This window comes from Mesorhizobium sp. M8A.F.Ca.ET.165.01.1.1, from assembly GCF_004792065.1.
Taxonomy (GTDB): Bacteria; Pseudomonadota; Alphaproteobacteria; order Rhizobiales; family Rhizobiaceae; genus Mesorhizobium.
Map to the genome: position 1 here is coordinate 438,557 of NZ_SRTH01000001.1, position 16,813 is coordinate 455,369.

At 63.8% G+C, this 16,813-nt stretch carries 14 protein-coding genes and 1 tRNA gene; 1 reads left to right on the forward strand and 14 read right to left on the reverse strand.

Annotated elements, in window-relative coordinates; translation table 11 throughout:
• Positions 1–4 precede the first annotated feature (4 nt).
• The 12 genes from EN808_RS02160 to EN808_RS02220 all read right to left on the reverse strand — a co-directional run bounded on the left by EN808_RS02160 (position 5) and on the right by EN808_RS02220 (position 14,627).
• Positions 5–1,633, reverse strand: coding sequence for a GMC family oxidoreductase N-terminal domain-containing protein (locus tag EN808_RS02160; RefSeq protein ID WP_127869917.1), 1,629 nt, complete (start codon positions 1,631–1,633; stop codon positions 5–7).
• 12 nt (positions 1,634–1,645) lie between these two features.
• Positions 1,646–2,407: a 3-ketoacyl-ACP reductase gene (locus EN808_RS02165; RefSeq protein WP_127279214.1), complete on the reverse strand. Its 762-nt coding sequence runs from the start codon at positions 2,405–2,407 to the stop codon at positions 1,646–1,648.
• A gap of 211 nt (positions 2,408–2,618) precedes the next feature.
• Entirely contained in the window at positions 2,619–4,133 is a 1,515-nt protein-coding gene (locus tag EN808_RS02175) for a GMC family oxidoreductase (RefSeq protein WP_127279213.1), read from the reverse strand.
• Between the two features lie 106 nt (positions 4,134–4,239).
• Positions 4,240–5,355, reverse strand: coding sequence for an ABC transporter ATP-binding protein (locus EN808_RS02180; protein ID WP_135915026.1), 1,116 nt, complete (start codon positions 5,353–5,355; stop codon positions 4,240–4,242).
• A gap of 4 nt (positions 5,356–5,359) precedes the next feature.
• The gene (locus EN808_RS02185) at positions 5,360–6,304 is read right to left on the reverse strand and encodes a carbohydrate ABC transporter permease (RefSeq protein WP_135915027.1); all 945 of its coding nucleotides are present in this window, start codon (positions 6,302–6,304) and stop codon (positions 5,360–5,362) included.
• Positions 6,301–7,257, reverse strand: coding sequence for a sugar ABC transporter permease (locus tag EN808_RS02190; RefSeq protein ID WP_135881339.1), 957 nt, complete (start codon positions 7,255–7,257; stop codon positions 6,301–6,303). The genes EN808_RS02185 and EN808_RS02190 overlap by 4 nt, the downstream gene beginning before the upstream one ends.
• A 90-nt stretch (positions 7,258–7,347) precedes the next feature.
• The gene (locus EN808_RS02195; RefSeq protein ID WP_135915028.1) at positions 7,348–8,601 is read right to left on the reverse strand and encodes an ABC transporter substrate-binding protein; all 1,254 of its coding nucleotides are present in this window, start codon (positions 8,599–8,601) and stop codon (positions 7,348–7,350) included.
• Between the two features lie 58 nt (positions 8,602–8,659).
• Positions 8,660–10,171, reverse strand: coding sequence for an aldehyde dehydrogenase family protein (locus EN808_RS02200; RefSeq protein WP_135915029.1), 1,512 nt, complete (start codon positions 10,169–10,171; stop codon positions 8,660–8,662).
• Between the two features lie 17 nt (positions 10,172–10,188).
• Positions 10,189–10,965, reverse strand: a complete 777-nt coding sequence (locus EN808_RS02205; protein ID WP_127279785.1) for an enoyl-CoA hydratase/isomerase family protein — start codon at positions 10,963–10,965, stop codon at positions 10,189–10,191.
• Positions 10,958–12,559 (reverse strand): acyl CoA:acetate/3-ketoacid CoA transferase, encoded by a 1,602-nt coding sequence (locus EN808_RS02210; RefSeq protein WP_127279786.1) that lies wholly within the window; start codon positions 12,557–12,559, stop codon positions 10,958–10,960. The genes EN808_RS02205 and EN808_RS02210 overlap by 8 nt, the downstream gene beginning before the upstream one ends.
• Complete coding sequence (locus tag EN808_RS02215) at positions 12,556–13,572, reverse strand: Gfo/Idh/MocA family oxidoreductase (RefSeq protein WP_127279787.1); 1,017 nt, start codon at positions 13,570–13,572, stop codon at positions 12,556–12,558. The genes EN808_RS02210 and EN808_RS02215 overlap by 4 nt, the downstream gene beginning before the upstream one ends.
• Positions 13,569–14,627, reverse strand: a complete 1,059-nt coding sequence (locus EN808_RS02220) for a LacI family DNA-binding transcriptional regulator (RefSeq protein WP_127869911.1) — start codon at positions 14,625–14,627, stop codon at positions 13,569–13,571. The genes EN808_RS02215 and EN808_RS02220 overlap by 4 nt, the downstream gene beginning before the upstream one ends.
• Before the next feature lie 241 nt (positions 14,628–14,868).
• Here EN808_RS02220 and EN808_RS02225 point away from each other — a divergent pair, with 241 nt between their 5' ends.
• Entirely contained in the window at positions 14,869–16,023 is a 1,155-nt protein-coding gene (locus EN808_RS02225; protein ID WP_135915030.1) for a dihydrodipicolinate synthase family protein, read from the forward strand.
• Positions 16,024–16,222: 199 nt separating this feature from the next.
• Here EN808_RS02225 and EN808_RS02230 read toward each other — a convergent pair.
• Positions 16,223–16,297 (reverse strand) — tRNA-Val (locus EN808_RS02230).
• Positions 16,298–16,411: 114 nt separating this feature from the next.
• Entirely contained in the window at positions 16,412–16,774 is a 363-nt protein-coding gene (locus EN808_RS02235; RefSeq protein ID WP_010911372.1) for a response regulator, read from the reverse strand.
• Between the last annotated feature and the right edge of the window lie 39 nt (positions 16,775–16,813).

Sequence of the window (16,813 nt, forward strand, 5' to 3'; positions counted from 1 at the left end):
CTCCCTAAGCAGCGTGATTGCCGGAAAACACCGCCGGCGCCAGCGGCTCGCGGCCAAGGATCAGATCAGCACCCTTTTCGCCAACCATGATGGTCGGCGCATTGGTGTTGGAAGAAGGCACACGCGGCATCACCGATGCGTCGCAGACACGCAAGCCGTCGATGCCGCGCAGCCTGAGATCCGGCGTCACCACCGCCATCTCGTCATGGCCCATGCGGCAGGTGCCGACCGGATGGTGGTCGGTCTTGGACGTGCGGCAGGCATAGTCGATCAGTTCATCGTCGCCGGCGAGCGATGGGCCGGGCAGCACCTCGCGCAGCACGTATGGGGCCAGCGCCTCCTGCCGCATGATTTCGCGGGCCAGCCGCAGTCCCTTGAGCGACATGGCGCGGTCATAGGGATCGGACCAGTAGTTGGGGTCGATCAGCGGATGGTCGGCGGGGTTGGCGCTTTTCAGCCGCACCGTGCCGCGCGAGCGCGGGCGCAGGAAGGCCGAGTTCAAGGTGACGCCCGGGTTGTTCAATTTCTCGACGCCGGCCTCGATGCCGGATCCCAAACCCAGGTGGAACTGGATGTCGGGCGAGGCGGCGGTCGGGTCGGCGTACCAGAAGCCGCCGGTCTCGAACAGGCTGGAAGCCACCGGACCCTTCTTCAACAGCAGATATTGCAGGCCGGCCCAGGCCGTGCGGTGCAGCTTGGCGTAATTGTCATAGGTGTGATCGCCGGTGCATTCGGCGATGACGAACAGGTCGAGATGGTCCTGCATGTTGGAGCCGACGCCGGGCAGATCGTGCACCGGCGTCACGCCGACCGATTTCAGATGGTCGGCCGGGCCGATGCCCGACTGCATCAACAGCTTCGGCGAGCCGATGGCGCCGGACGAGACGATCACCTCGCGGTCGGCGCGCAGGATTTTTGTCTCACCCCCCGGCTTATCTACAACCTCGACGCCAACAGCGCGGGCTTTCTCGACGACGATGCGGGTGACCAACACGTCGGTCCTGACGGTGAGATTCTTGCGGGCGCGAATCGGCTTCAAGTAAGCGACCGAGGCGGAAGAGCGCCGGGCATCCTTCTGGGTCAGCTGGTAATAGCCGACGCCTGCTTGGGCAGCGCCGTTGAAATCCGGGTTGAAAGGGATACCCATCTCCTGGCCGGCGCGGAAATAGGCCTCGCAGATCGGCAGCGGCGAAATCGGGTTCGACACGCCGAGCGGGCCCTGGTCGCCGTGGAAATCGTTGGCGAAACGCTGGTTGTTCTCGGCGCGCTTGAAATAGGGCAGCACGTCGCGGTAGCCCCAGCCGGCCAGCCCTTCCTCCTTCTCCCAGGCGTCGTAATCGCGGGCATTGCCGCGCGTGTAGATCTGCGCATTGATGGAGGAGCCGCCGCCGACCACCTTGGCCTGCGTGTACCAGAAGACGCGATCCTTCATGTGCTTCTGCGGCACGGTCGACCAGCCCCAGGAGGCAATGCCCTTGGTCATCTTGGCGAAACCCGCCGGCATGTGGATATAGGGGTGCCAGTCCTTGCCGCCGGCTTCGAGCAGCAGCACGGAATTGGAGGGATCCTCGCTCAGCCGGTTGGCCAGAACGCAGCCGGCCGGACCGGCGCCCACGATGATATAGTCGGTCATTGTCTCATCCGTTCACAGCCGCGGCACCGAGAGCGCGCCGTCGACATTAATGATCGAGCCGGTCGAAAAGCCCAGTCTGCTGGCAGCGAGCGCCGCCACCATGGCGCCGATGTCGGAGGCTTCGCCCCAGCGTTTCGCCGGCACCAATCCACCTTCGATCAGCGCGTCATATTTGGCGGTCACGCCCGCCGTCATGTCGGTGCGGATGATGCCCGGCCGCAGCTCGAACACGCCGATGTTTTCCGAGGCGAGCCTGAGCGCGAGGTTCTTCACCCACATGGAAAGCCCTGCCTTCGACATGCAATATTCGGAGCGTTCTGGAGAGGCCATCTCGGCGCTGACCGATGTGATGGTGATGATCGATTTCGCATGATCGCCGGGCTGGCGGAGCATCGCCTTGGCGACGGCTTGGCTGAGGAAGACGGTGCCTCGCAGGTTGATGCCGAGCGCGCGGTCGAAATTGTCGGGTTTGAGATCCAGCAGGTCGCCACGCACGACGGCGCCGATGCCGGCATTGTTGACCAGGCAGTCGATGCGGCCGAAGGCACGCATGGCGATATCGACGAGGTCGGCGTGGCTTTCGAGATTGGCGATGTCGCATCTGATATAGGCGAATTTTGCAGCCCGCGCGGTGATATTGGCGGCGAGATTGGCCGGCGCTTGGTCGGCTAGGTCTGCGACAAGAATATCGAAGCCTGCGTCGGCGAGCGCCTCGGCACAGGCCAATCCAATGCCGCGTGCACCGCCGGTGACTATGGCGGCAGGGCGCGTCATGGGGCGCTAGCCTTGCGAATGCTAGCGCTGCCCCTCATCGCCCTGCCGGGCACTTCTCCCCGTATAGTGACGGGGAGAAGGACGCTGTCATCGCCGCTTTCGCCAATCGCCAGCGCTGCAAAAAGGTCGCCGGCGTTGCGGCCAGGTCCCTTCTCCCCGTCCTTCACGGGGAGAAGGTGCCGGCAGGCGGATGAGGGGCGGCGCAAACCGGTCATGCTAGTTCGCTCTTGCGGATATGGTCCGCCACCCGTAGCGCCTGGGCGGCGATCGACAGCGCCGGATTGACCGCCGCCGAGTTCGGCAGAAAACTGGCGTCGACGACGAACAGGTTCTGGTGATCGAAGGCGCGGCAAAAGGGGTCGAGCGGCGATGTCGCCGGGTCGTCGCCCATTTTCACCGTGCCGCACTGGTGCGAGGGCGTACGCTTGTCGAAAGGGCGCGACAGCACGATGGGATAACCGCAGGCGCGAAAATTCGCGCGCATCACCTTGGTCAGCCCATCGAGCGACTGCATGTTGGAGCGCCGCCACTGCATGACGATGTCCTTCCCGTCGACCATGATGCGGCTTTCGGGATCGGGCAGGTCCTCGCACATCAGGTACCAGTCGACGGCATGGCTGGCCATGTAATCGAGCGCGAATTTCGGCACCCGCTTCACATTGGCCCTTAGCATGTTGCCGTCGATCTTGCCGAGAAGCTGGACATTGCCGAGCGGTTTGCCGCCCTTGCCGTCGGACAAATAGTAGTCGTTCAGCATCAGCGTCTTCTGGTAGACGGCATCATTCCTGCGGCGCGGATCGATCGCCAGCATGGCGCTCGAATTGTGGTTCATGAAATTGCGCCCGACCTGGTCGGAGCGGTTGGCCAGGCCCTTGTCGCCCCCCTTGCCATTACCGGGTGAGGGCGAGCGTAGCAGGATGACCGCTGAATTGACCGCGCCGGCCGACAGGATGACCAGTTTCGGCGACAGCTTTTTCAGCTCGCCGTTCTGGCGATAATGTATGGCGGATATGGATTTGCCGTCCGGGGCAGTCTCGAGATATTCGACATAGGCGCCGGTCTCGAGCTTGATGTTCGGATCGGTCAATGCCGCTGCCAGCGGTGCGGTCTGCGCGTCCATCTTTCCCTGGCCCGTGTTTGGGAAGGCGTCCCAGCCGGTCCTGCCCTCCTTCAGCCATGTCTCTATGTCGACGCCGAGTGGCAGGGAGGCCGGATGCAGGCCCAGTCCCTTGAGCTCGGCGCGGGCACGCGCGATCGGCGCCTCGTCGGGCACCGGCTTGAAGGCATAGGGAACCGAATGAAATGGCTCGGTTGGATCCTCGCCCAGCGCGCCGCGCACGCGGAAAAGCTGCTCTGCTTTCGAATACCATGGCTCGAATTCGTCATAGGAAAACGGCCAGGCCGGCGACACGCCGCCAAAGTGCTCCATGTCGGAAAAGTCTTGCTTGCGATAGCGGATCAGCACCGCGCCGAAGAATTTCGAGTTGCCGCCGACATAGTAGTAATTGCCTGGGTTGAAGGCGCCGCCGCCGGCCTCGCGCCACATCTCCTTCGGCCGGTAGTGGCCGTCGACGAAGATCGAGCGCGTGTCGCGCGCATGCGGGGTCGCCGGCAAGGGTTCGCCGCGCTCCAGCATCAGGATGGAGGCGCCGCTGCCGGCCAGACCGGCAGCGATCGTGGCGCCGCCGATGCCGGAACCGATGATGACGATATCGGGGTTTGCCATCACCTAAAGCGCGCCGCGATTGAATTGACACATGCGACGCGCTTCAGGTCCTTTGTTTTGATGCATGTCGTTGCCCCAAAACCGGATCCACTTTTGGCGACACGCATCAGCGAATACGGTTCTCGGTCGCCGGATCGAAGAACACCGCCTTGGTCAGGTTGAAGGCCAGCGGCGTGCTGGTGCCCGGCTGGATGTTGGCATCGGCGCGCAGCCGTGCCACCACGCCCTTGCCGCCGAGATTGGTGACGGCGAAAGTGTCGGAACCGGCCGGTTCCACCACCTCGATATGGCAATCGGCGGTGGCGATTTGCGAGGCGTTGCGTTCCGCGCCTTCGGGATCGGTAAGCGCCTCCGGGCGGACGCCGAAGATGATCGGCTTGCCCTTGAATGCCGACAATCCGGCCGGCGCGTTGGCCATCGGCAAGGTGATCGGCTGGCGTGCCTCGCGATCGAGCACGACGGCCAGATCGCCGCCATTGCCGCCGATGGTGGCCGGGATCAGGTTCATTGCCGGCGACCCCATGAAGTCGGCGACGAAGACATTGCTGGGGTTGTTGTAGATTTCGGCCGGCGTGCCGAATTGCTGCACCTCGCCGTCACGCATGACGGCGATCTTGGTCGCCAGCGTCATCGCCTCGATCTGGTCGTGAGTGACATAGACGATCGTTGTACCCGTGGTGCCATGCAGGCGCTTGATCTCAATGCGCATGTCGACGCGCAGCTTGGCGTCGAGGTTGGACAGCGGCTCGTCGAACAGGAACAGCTTGGGGTCCCGCACCAGCGCCCGGCCCATGGCGACGCGCTGGCGCTGGCCGCCGGAGAGCTGGCTCGGCTTGCGCTGCAGCAGATGGCCGATCTGCAGGATCTTGGCCACCTTGTCGATCGCCTTCTGCCGCTCGTCGGCCGGCACGCCGCGCATTTCCATGCCGAAGGAGATGTTCCCGGCGACCGTCATGTTGGGGTAGAGCGCATAGCTCTGGAACACCATGGCGATATCGCGCTTGGACGGATGAAGATCGGTGATGGTGCGGCCGTCGACGCGGATATCGCCAGAGGTGATCGTCTCCAGTCCGGCAATGGTGTTGAGTAAGGTTGACTTGCCACAGCCGGAAGGACCGACCAGCACCAGGAAGCCGCCTTTTTCCAGCTCGAGGTTAATCCCTTTCAGGATCTCGACCTGGCCGAAACGCTTCCTCAGACCATCAATTTCCAGAAAAGCCATTGGGTTATCCTTTGACCGCGCCCGCCATCAGGCCACGCACGAAATAGCGGCCGGCGAGCACATAGACGAGAAGGGTGGGGAGTGCGGCGATCATCGCCGCCGCCATGTTGACGTTGTATTCGACGACGCCGGTCGAGGTGTTGACGACGTTGTTGAGCGCCACCGTCATCGGCATCGCATCGCCGGTGCCGGCATAGGCGGAGGCGAACAGGAAGTCGTTCCAGATGTTGGTGAATTGGTAGATGACGGTGACGACGAAGATCGGCATCGAGTTCGGCAGCATGATGCGCCGGAAGATCTGGAAGAACGAAGCGCCGTCGACCTGGGCGGCCTTGACCAGTTCGGTCGGGAACGCCTCGTAATAGTTGCGGAAGAACAGCGTGGTGAAGCCGATGCCGTAGACGACGTGGACGAAGACCAGATTGACCGTCGAATTGCCGAGGCCGAAGCTGGTGCCGATCGAGTTTTGCAGCGTCACGCCGAAGCGGCCGACGCTGCCCAGGATCGTCGCCATCGGCAGCAGAACGGACTGGAACGGAATGAAGCAGGCAAACAGCATCAGCCCGAACACCAGCGTCGCCCCGCGAAAACGCCATTTGGTCAGCACGTAGCCATTGAGCGCACCGAGCATGGTCGAGATCAGCACGGCGGGAACCACCATCTTGATGGAGTTCCAGAAATAGCCCTTGATGCCGGCGCAGGTGAGGCCGACGCAGGTCTCGCCCCAGGCCTTCAGCCAGGGATCGAAGGTCGGCGCCTTGGGCAGCGAAAGCATGTTGCCGTTCTGGATCTCGTCCATGGTCTTGAACGAGGTCACCAGCATGACGAACAACGGCATCAGATAGAACAGGGCGAACAGCGCCAGAAGTCCGTAGATGACGATGCGGTTGACGAGTTTGACGTTCATGCCGCCGCTGGCCTGGCGGGCGGGAGTGGTCATAGCGCTCATCGCGGCTTCTCCCTGAGTTCCGAATAGAGATAGGGCACGATGATGGCGACGATGGTCATCAGCATGATCACGGCGCTTGCCGAACCGACGGCCATTTCGTTGCGCTTGAAGGTGTACTCATACATGAAGTTCGAAGGCAGCCATGCCGAGCCACCGGGGCCACCGCTGGTCAGCGCGACGACCAAGTCATAGGATTTGATGGCAAGGTGCGCGAGCACGATGAAGGCCGACAGGAAGATCGGCCGCAGCAGCGGAATAACGATGCGGCGATAGAGCTGGAAGGTGGTGGCGCCGTCGATCTGCGCCGCCTTCATGATCTCGCCGTCAATGCCGCGCAGGCCGGCCAGGAACATCGCCATGATGAAGCCGGAGGCCTGCCAGACGCCGGCGATGACCACCGTGTAGATGACGAAATCCTTGTTCTTGATCCAGTCGAAATGGAAGCTCGTCCAGCCCCATTGGTGCAGCGTCTGCTCGAGGCCGAGGCCAGGGTCGAGGAACCATTTCCAGGCGACGCCGGTGACGATGAAGGAGAGCGCCATCGGGTAGAGGTAGATGGGACGCAAGACGCCTTCGCCGCGGATCTTCTGGTCGAGCAGGATGGCCAGGAACAGGCCGAGCGCCAGACAGATCAAGATGTAGAGAAAGCCGAAAATGCCCATATTGGTGATCGATGTGTACCAGCTCGACGGCGGATCGGTGTCGAAGGTCCAGTTCCACAGCCGCTGGTAGGCGCGCGCGCCGGTTATGGCGTAGGACGGAAAGGTCTTGGAGTTGGTGAAGGACAGGTAGATCGTCCACAGGATGAAGCCGTAGACGAAGACGACCGTGATGGCGAAGCTCGGCGCCAGCACGATCTTGGGCAAGGCGTCCTGCAGCCGCGAGCGCACCGAGGCCCGCGGGCGGGCATGCTCCGGCGTCAGCTTGATCTGGGTTGTCGCAACTGTGCTCATGGGGTTCCTCCCGTCGGCGTTCGGCCGACCGGCCTCACGGACCGGGAACCTCCCCCGCCGGAGCGGGGAAGGTGTTTGGGTGCCTAGTGCTTACTTGGCGTCGTCGATTGCCTTGACCAGTTCGGTCACGGCCTCGTCCGAGGTCTTGATCTGACCGTGGACGAATTTGGAGACGACGTCCTTGTAGGCATTGGCGACAGCCGGAGGGGCGCCATAGCCCTGGGCCAGCGAGCCGAACAGCGTGCCGCCTTCATTGGCTTTCTTCAGGTCGGCGATACCCTTCTTGCCGCAAGCGTCGAAGTCGGTGTCAGGCACGTCGGTGCGGGCCGGAACCGAACCCTTGACGACGTTGAAGGCCGACTGGAAGCTCTTCGACAACGTGGCTGTGGCCAGAGCGACCTGGGCCGCCTTGCGGTCGTCGGGGACGTTGAACATGCCGAACATGTCGGAGTTGTAGACCACCGAGCCGTCTGTGCCCGGGAAGCGGTAGCAGAGGAAGTCGGTGCCCGGGGTCTTGTTGGCGGCGTGGAACTCGCCCTTGGCCCAGTCGCCCATGACCTGCACCAGCGCATCGCCCTTGATGACCATGGCGGTGGCGAGGTTCCAGTCGCGGCCCGAGAAGTTCGGGTCGACATAGGTGACGAGCTTGGCGAGGTTGTCGAACGACTTCTTCATCGTGTCGGACTTGAGCGAGGCGTCGTCGAGGTCGTTCATCGCCTTCTTGTAGAACTCCGGCCCGCCGGTCGACAGCACGACGGAATCGAACATGGTGGCTTCCTGCCAGTTCTGGCCGCCAAGCGCGAGCGGCGTGACGCCGGCCGCCTTGGCCTTGTCGAGCAGGGCGATGAAATCATCGAAGGTCTTCGGCTCGGCGCCGCCGATCTTGTCCATCACCGCCTTGTTGATCCACAGCCAGTTGACCGAGTGGACGTTGACCGGAGCGGCGACCCACTTGCCGTCATAGACGGAGAATTTCTGCAGGGCGGCCGGAACCGATTTGTCCCAGCCTTCCTTCTTCGCCGTCTCGGTGAGGTCGCCCATCACGCCGGCCGCGGCATAGTCGAGCACGGTATAGCCGAGCATCTGCGAGGCGGTCGGATAGTTGCCGGCCGCGACCATCGCCTTCAGCGCGGTCATGGCGGCATCGCCGCCGCCGCCGGCCACCGGCACGTCCTTCCAGGCATAGCCTTCCTTGGCCAGATCCTGCTTGAGCACGTTGAGGGCAGCCGCTTCGCCGCCCGACGTCCACCAATGCAGCATCTGCACTTCCTTGACGTCCTCGGCATGGGCCGCGAAAGCCAGGCCCGAAGCGAGAGCCGTTCCGATAAGCAGTTTGCGCAACATGTACTTCCTCCCTTGTTGCAACTCACGTGACCGGCGGATGCCGCCGGGGTCTCCCAACTCAGCCGACCCACCAACCGGTGCGCTGGCCGCGATGAAACTGGATTGTCTTTTCCTCGGTATAGTCCTCGACGGCGCGCTTGCCGAGTTCGCGGCCCAGGCCCGACTGCTTGTAGCCGCCGAACGGCAGTTCTGGATAACCTTCCATGAACGTGTTCACCCAGACCGTCCCCGAACGCACGCCCCGCGCCACCGACATGCAGGTGTCGATGCTGGCGCTCCACACACCCGCCGACAGACCATAGGGCGTGTTGTTGGCGATGTGCAACGCCTTTTCAATCGTTTCAAAAGTCAGCACCGAGAGCACCGGCCCGAACACTTCCTCGCGGGCGACGGCCATGTTTTCGGTGACGTTGCGTAAGATCGTCGGATCGAGATATTGGCCGGCATTGGAAGGGAGTTGCCCGCCGCCGCTGTAGATGCGGACCCCGTCACTCGCGGCGGCCGCGATGTAATCGGTGACCTTGGCCAGATGGTCGGAGGAAATCATCGCACCGACCTTGGTCCTGATATCGAGTGGATCGCCCACGGCTACCTTTGCGGTCAACGCCTTCACGGCGGCCAGGAAATCGTCGGCGATCGCTTCGTGCACGATCAACCGGCTGCCGGCATTGCAGCATTCGCCGGCATTGAAGAAGCCGCCGAACACCGCTGCATCGGCGGCCGCCTCGAGATCGGCATCGGGGAAGACGATCTGGCCGTTCTTGCCGCCGAGTTCCATCGAAACCTTCTTCAGGGAATTCGCGGCCGCCGCCATGGTCATCTTGCCGACGCGGGTGGAACCGGTGAACGACACCATCTCGACCAGGAGATGGCTGACCATTGGCGCGCCGACATCGGCGCCAAGACCGGCGAGGATGTTGACGACGCCGGCGGGCAGGCCAGCCTCCATCAGGATGTCGCCGAGCACGAAGGTCGAGGCCGACGTCATCTCGCTCGGCTTGACCACGGCCGTACAGCCGGCGGCCAGCGCGAAAGGCAGTTTCTGGCTGACGATGAGGAACGGGAAATTCCACGGCGTGATGATCGAGACGACACCGATCGGCTCGCGCAGCACGACGCCCAGCATGGCGTCGCCGAGATTGGCGTAGCTCTCGCCATGCAGCGTGCGGGCAAGCGAGGCGGCATAGCGCCAGATGTCGACGGCGCCGCCAATCTCGCCGCGCGCCTGGGTAATCGGCTTGCCGGATTCCAGCGCATCGAGGCGGGCGATGTCTTCCAGCCGGGCCTCGATCAGGTCGGCCGCCTTGAGCAGGATCGCGGCGCGCTCGGCCGCCTTCATGCGCGGCCAAGGACCGGTCTCGAACGCCCTGTGCGCGGCCTGCATCGCGGCTTCCACTTCGGCAGCCCCTGCCTGAGCATAGTGTGAAACGGTGAAGCCGTGGCCGGGGCTCTTGCGTTCCAGCATACGGCCGTCGCGGGCATCGACATGCTTGCCGTCGATCAGCAGCTTGTACGCCTTGGGCGCGGCGGAAGCCTCGGCGGGCATGGAAATCTTCAGAGGTGCATTCATGTGATTTCCACTCTGTCCTAGGAACGCGAAAACACGGGCTTCTGCTTGGTCTTGAAGGAGCCGACGCCGGCCTTGAGATCGCCGGTGAGCGCTATGAAACCGCTGGCCAGGGCTTCGGTCGCGGCAGCGCTTTCCTCGCCTTCGGCAACGGCGATCATCAGCTTGGCGGCTTCGGTCGCCAGCGGCCCGCGTTCGGCGATTTTCCCAGCCCAGGCCTTGGCTTCGTCTAACGCCTTGCCGGTTTCGACGACGCGGTCGACGATGGCAAGCACGAGCGCTTCAGCCGCCAGAAAAATCTCGCCACCGACAGCCATGCGACGCACCGTCTGGGCGCCGAAGCGGCGCACCGCGCGTTGCGTGCCGGACCAGCCGGGGACGACACCGATCGAGGTCTCGGGGAAGCCGAGCTTCACCTGGGTTTCGGCGACGCGAAAATCGCAAGCGACAGCCAGTTCCAGCCCGCCGCCGAGAGCATGGCCGGACAGAACGGCGATGGTCGGCTGCCGCAGCCGTGCCAGCCGGTCGAAGACACGGTGGCCGTAGCGCACCCATTGCACCTGGAAATCTGCGGCACTCATGCCGCCCCAGGCCTCGACATCGCCGCCGGCGCAAAATCCCTTGCCTTCGCCGCATATGAGGACGGCGCGGACATCTTCGGCGCTTTCCGCCTCATCGAGAGCCGCCTCCAGCGCGCGCAGCATCGGGATGTCGAGCGCGTTGAATTTTTCGGGCCGGCGCAAGGTGACGATGCCGATCGCGCCATCCCGCTCGAAGGTGACGAGGCGCTCAGCCATGCGCGCCTCCAAGCGAGGCGCCGCCATTGAGTGACAGGCCGATCGGCCGATCCTGGTAGAGCGCGGCCGGCGTCACCTTGAGGTCATTGGCCACGTTGAGCGGGATCTCGGCCTGTGCCAGCACATCGCGCTCGAGGTCGATACCGGGCGCCAGTTCCGTCACCATCAGCCCATCGGGCGTCAGCTTCATCACGCAGCGCTCGGTGACATAGGTGATGTCCTGCCCTTGAGCGACGGCACGCTTGCCCGAGAAGGAGATATGCTCAACCTCATTGACGACTTTCTTGACCTTGCCCTCCGCATCGATGCGAATGCCGCCATCGGCCAGCGAGAGCTTTGCCCCGGCGTTGAAGAAGCCAGAGAAAACAATCTTCTTCGCCCGTGACGTGATGTCGACGAAGCCGCCGGCGCCGGCGGTGACATGCGGCCGCGCCGAAAGTTTCGAGACATTGACCGAGCCGTGGCGGTCGATCTGCAGGAAGGAGAGCAGCGAGGCGTCGAAGCCGCCGGCCTGGAAATAGATGAACTGGTGCGGCGAGGGCATGATCGCCTCGGCATTGGAGGCGCAACCGAACTTGAAGTCGAGCAGCGGCACGCCACCGACGGCACCCTGTTCGATCACCCAGGTGACCTTGCCGTGCTGGCCTTCTTCCAGAAGGATGCGCGGCACGTTGGCCGAGATGCCGAAGCCTATGTTGACGGCCATGCCGTCGCGCAGCTCCATGGCGACGCGGCGCGCGATCACCTTCTGGACGTTCATCTCCGCGTTGCGGAAGGTCGACAGCGGCCGGAAGATCTCACCCGAAATCGCCGGATCGTAAGGCGTCAGCGTCGTCTGTAACTGGTCGGGCGCCACGACGATATGGTCGACCAGCACGCCCGGCACGCGCACATCATGCGGCTTCAGCGTGCCGTTCTCGACGACGCGCTTGACCTGCGCGATGACGATGCCGCCATTGTTGCGGGCGGCGAGCGCCTGTTCCAGCCCACCGAGATAGGCGCCCTCATGCTCGTAGGTCAGGTTGCCGCGCTCGTCCGCCGTGGTGGCGCGGATGATCGAGACTTGCGGCACGATGGCGCGGAAATAGAGCCATTCCTCGCCGTCGAATTGCTGCACCGAGACGATCGGTTCGCCGGCGGCGGCGTTCATGGCGCAGCCCTGGTGGCGCGGGTCGGCGAAAGTGTCGAGGCCGACCTTGGTCAGCACGCCCGGCCGCTTGGCGGCGGCCTCGCGGTGCATGTCGAACAGGATGCCGGACGGCACGTTATAGGCGGCGACGGAATTGTCGCCGATCATCTTCCAGATCTGCGGCGGTTCGGCCGAGGAGGGCCCCGACGGATAGGAGCCGCACAGCGTGCGCTTCAACAGGCCGGGCTTGGCCAGATGATCGATGCCCTTGATGCCATACATGTCGCCGGCGGCGATGGGATGCAGGGTGGTGATGTCCTTCGGATGGCCTTCGCTGTCGAAGCGTTCGCCGATGGCGGCGAGCACGGCGTCCGGACAGCCAAGACCGCTCGACGAGGACACCGAGACGACCATGCCGTCCTTGATCAGGCTGGCTGCCTGCGCCGATGAAACGACCTTGCTCAATTCATGCTCCCGAGTTTCGGGTCGATCTTGACGGCTCTGCCGGAATTGGCCGACTGCAATGCCGCCTCGGCCGCTGTGAGCGACCAGATGCCGTCCTCGCCGGTGGCGGAGGGCTGGTCCTCGCCACGGATCGCGGCATGGAACCGGCCCACCGACCTGGCATAGAGGTTGTCGCGGTCGAAGCTCAATTCTTCCTCGCCACCCGCGGTGCGCAGCGTCACCGTGCCGACCGGTTTCTGCGTCATGACATTGCGGGCGATCAGCGAACCCTGCGAGCCGTGCACCTCGAAACCGGTGTCGGCAAATCTGGTGGTGAAGCCTTCATGCGATTGCGCGATGAGGCCCGACTTGAAGCGCCAGATGCACATGGCGCCGTCTTCCAACCCGCTGCCGGCCATGCCGGCCGATTGCGTGAACGCGGAAACCTCGACCGGATCGTCGCCAAGCACGAAGCGAAGCGTGTCGGCATCGTGCACGGTGATGTCGAGCACCACGCCGCCGCCGGCCTCGGGCCTGGCGATGCGCCAACCCTGCAGGTTCTCGGGCAGGTAGACGGAATGGAAGACCCGCGCGGCAATGGGCTGGCCGATGCGGCCGGCGGCAATCGCCTCGCGCATCGCCCGGTGAGCCCCGGCATTGCGCAGATGGTGATTGGTGCCGAGCACAATGCCCGCGGCCTTGGCCGCGGCGACCATTCTACGCGCGTCGTCGCTGGTCAGCGCCAGCGGCTTCTCGCACAGCACATGCTTTCCTGCCTCGATCGCGGCGAGTGCCTGTTCGAGGTGCAGTTCGTTGGTGGTCGAGATGTAGACGGCGTCGATGTCGGATCCGAGCAAGGCATCGAGGTTTGATACGGCGGCCGGAATGCCATTTTCCCTTGCATAGGCCGCGGCGCGTTCCTCGCTGGAGCTCATTACAGCCGCGATCTCGCCATCGGCTTGCGCGCGAACGGCGTCGATCATGAATTGCCGGGCGATCGTGCTGGCGCCGATCAGCCCCCATTTGATGCTCATCTTGCGGCTCCCGTTGCCGCGGGCCTGTTTCGCGTGCGGCGATCTGGGCCGCAGCTTTCCCTGACCACGAGATTGACGGCGCCGATATGGTCCTCGGCGCGCGTGGTGCGCGACTGGATCATCTTGATCATGACGTGGGCCGCGCGTTCGCCGAGACCGGCGGAGTCCACCGCGACGCTGGTTAGCGCCGGCATGTAATGTTCGGCCTCGACCACATCGTCGAAGCCGACGACGGCGAAATCCGCGCCCGGCTCAAGTCCGCGTTTGCGCAGCGCCAGCATGACACCGAAGGCGACGGCATCGTTGAAGCAGAGCGCCGCCGTTGGCGGCTCGGCCATTGCGAGCGACGTCTCCAGGCAGGCCATGCCGCCCTTGCGGTTGGTCTCGCCCTCGATGATGAGCGCGTCGCGGGGGTCTATGCCAAGCGTTTCGCAGGCTTCGCGAAAGCCGCCCAAGCGCTCATGATAGACGATGAGGTCGGACGAGCCGCCGAAGAAGGCCAGGCGGCGATGCCCCTTGCCGACGAGATGAGCGGTGGCGAGATAGGCGCCACGATGATTATCGGGCGTGATCACCGGGATGCGGCTTTCCGGCAAGCGGCGCATGGCGAAGACGACCGGAACGCCCGCCATCTCCAGCCGCCGGAAGGCACCCGGCGTGGTGCCGCGCGCCGGCGAGACGATGAGGCCGGCGACGCCTTGCTCCATCAGCGATTTCAACACTTCTTCCTGGCGCACCGGGTTCTCCGCCGTGTTGGCGATGAACGGCACGATGCCGGCCGACTGGAAGACGCGCTCCATGCCCACTGCCAGTTCAGCGAAGAACGGATTGGTGAGATCGTTGATGACCATGCCGATGACGTTGGAATGGGCCTTGCGCAGATTGGCGGCGCCGCGATTGTAGACATAGCCGACATCCTCGATCGCCTTGCGAACCTTGACCGCGGTCTCGGGGCGGATCAGCCCGCTGCCCTGGAGCACGAGCGACACCGTCGATTTGGACACGCCTGCCTCGCGGGCGATGTCGAAGATCGTCGCCTTGGCGCGGCTGGCCATCCAGATGTCTCCTCCCGGTTTTCTCAATCGAATTTATTGGAACGTTCTAATCCCTGCTCCGTGGATGAGTCAATCGGGATTTTTTCTCGATCCAGCGAGGCGATCATACGTGGTCCAACGATATACCATTCAAGGCTTCATGTGTTGCAACGCAGCATTGGTCGGCGGCCGCTTTCGAATCTTAAAGGTTCTTGATTTATTGGAACGTTCCATTTAGTAAATGCCGAAAACGGAGAGATCGATGGACATTGCCTTGCCCGGCGCGGGTGGCCGCAGCACACGCTACGCGCTTGTCGGACAGCCGGTCCAGCCGGTGATCGGCGCACGGTTCCCGCGCATCGCCTATGCCGCCGCGCATGTCGTCGCCGATCCCCTGGAAATGACCGATCCATGGTCGCGGCCGGTTGTCGACTGGGATAGGACGATGGCGTTTCGCCATCATCTTTGGCGGCTCGGCTTCCGCATCGCCGAGGCGATGGACACGTCGCAGCGCGGCATGGGTTTCGATTGGCGGAGCGCGAGGGAATTGATCCGCCGATCAATCGCGGAGGCGAGGACCGTCGCTGACGCCGACCTCGCCTCGGGCGCCGGAACCGACCATCTGGCGCCGGCGTCGGCCAGGACACTGGATGATGTGATCGCCGCCTATGAGGAGCAGTTCGCTTTCATCGAAGGGCAAGGCGGCAAGGCGATCATGATGGCCAGCCGCGCGCTGGCCGCCGTCGCCAAGGGCCCGGACGACTATGCGCGTGTCTACGACCGCATCCTGTCTCAGGCCTCCGGCAAGGTCATCCTGCACTGGCTGGGCGACATGTTCGACCCGGCGTTGAAAGGCTATTGGGGCAGCGGGAATTTCGAGGCCGCGCTCGACACCGTCGTCGCCATCATCGAACGCCACGCCGGAAAAGTGGAAGGGATAAAAATTTCGCTGCTCGACGCCGGCAAGGAGGTGGCGCTTAGGAACCGGCTGCCGGACGGCGTCGTCATGTTCACCGGCGACGACTTCAACTATCCCGAACTGATCGCCGGAGACGGCAAGCGCCACTCGCACGCGCTGCTCGGCATTTTCGACGCGATCGCGCCGGTTGCCAATGCGGCGCTGGCGAAGCTGGCTGACGGCGACCGTGCCGGCTACGACGCGCTGATGGCGCCGACCGTGCCGCTGTCGCGAAAAATCTTCGAGGCGCCGACCGAATATTACAAGGCCGGCATTGTCTTCATGGCTTGGCTGAACGGCCACCAGGACCATTTCGCGATGGTCGGTGGCATGCAGTCGGCGCGCGGCATCCGCCATTATGCCGAAGTCTTCCGCCTTGCCGATCAGGCTGGATTGCTGGCCGACCCGGAGATGGCGGTTGCCAGGATGAAGAGGCTCTGCGCCGTCGCGGGCGTCTGAGTGGCACACAGGTTGGCCGCGGCCGCCAACTCGAGTGTTGTGGCTTGCCCCTTCGCAAAACTCGCTGACAGGCCTGGGAATAGCCTGACCCGACACCGCAATGATTCGATGAGGGAATAGGGCAGTGGGGGAATCAGGGCACGCAGCGGCGGCCAGGCCTTACGCCCTATCTCTTCGACTCAGCTGGTTTGGATCTGGATGGTGGGCGTGACAGGGATTGAACCTGTGACCCCTGCAATGTCAATGCAGTGCTCTCCCGCTGAGCTACACGCCCATCCGAAGCCGCGCATACACCATTTTTGGTCAGGCGCGTCAATAGCAGGAAAAGAGGAAAAACACGTCGTCTCGCCGCGGCTGTGGACTGACCCGGCGGCTTGCGGAAGGCGGCTCAGGCCGCGTGCAGCATCTTCTCGACCTCGTTGACGAGGTCGCGCAGGTGGAAGGGCTTGGACAGCACCTTGGCGTCTTTCGGCGCCTTGGAATCCGGGTTCAGCGCGACGGCGGCGAAACCGGTGATGAACATGACCTTGAGGTCGGGGTCGATCTCGGTGGCGCGGCGCGCCAATTCGATGCCGTCCATCTCCGGCATGACGATGTCGGTCAGAAGCAGCGAGAATGGTTCTTCGCGCAGCCGCTCATAGGCGCTGGCGCCGTTGTCGAAATCGCTGACCTGATAACCGGCGCGCTCCAGCGCCTTGACGAGGAACCGACGCATATCGTCGTCGTCTTCCGCCAGAAGAATGCGTGCCATGTTGTCCCGTCCGAATCACCCGCCGAGACTGCCGAGGGG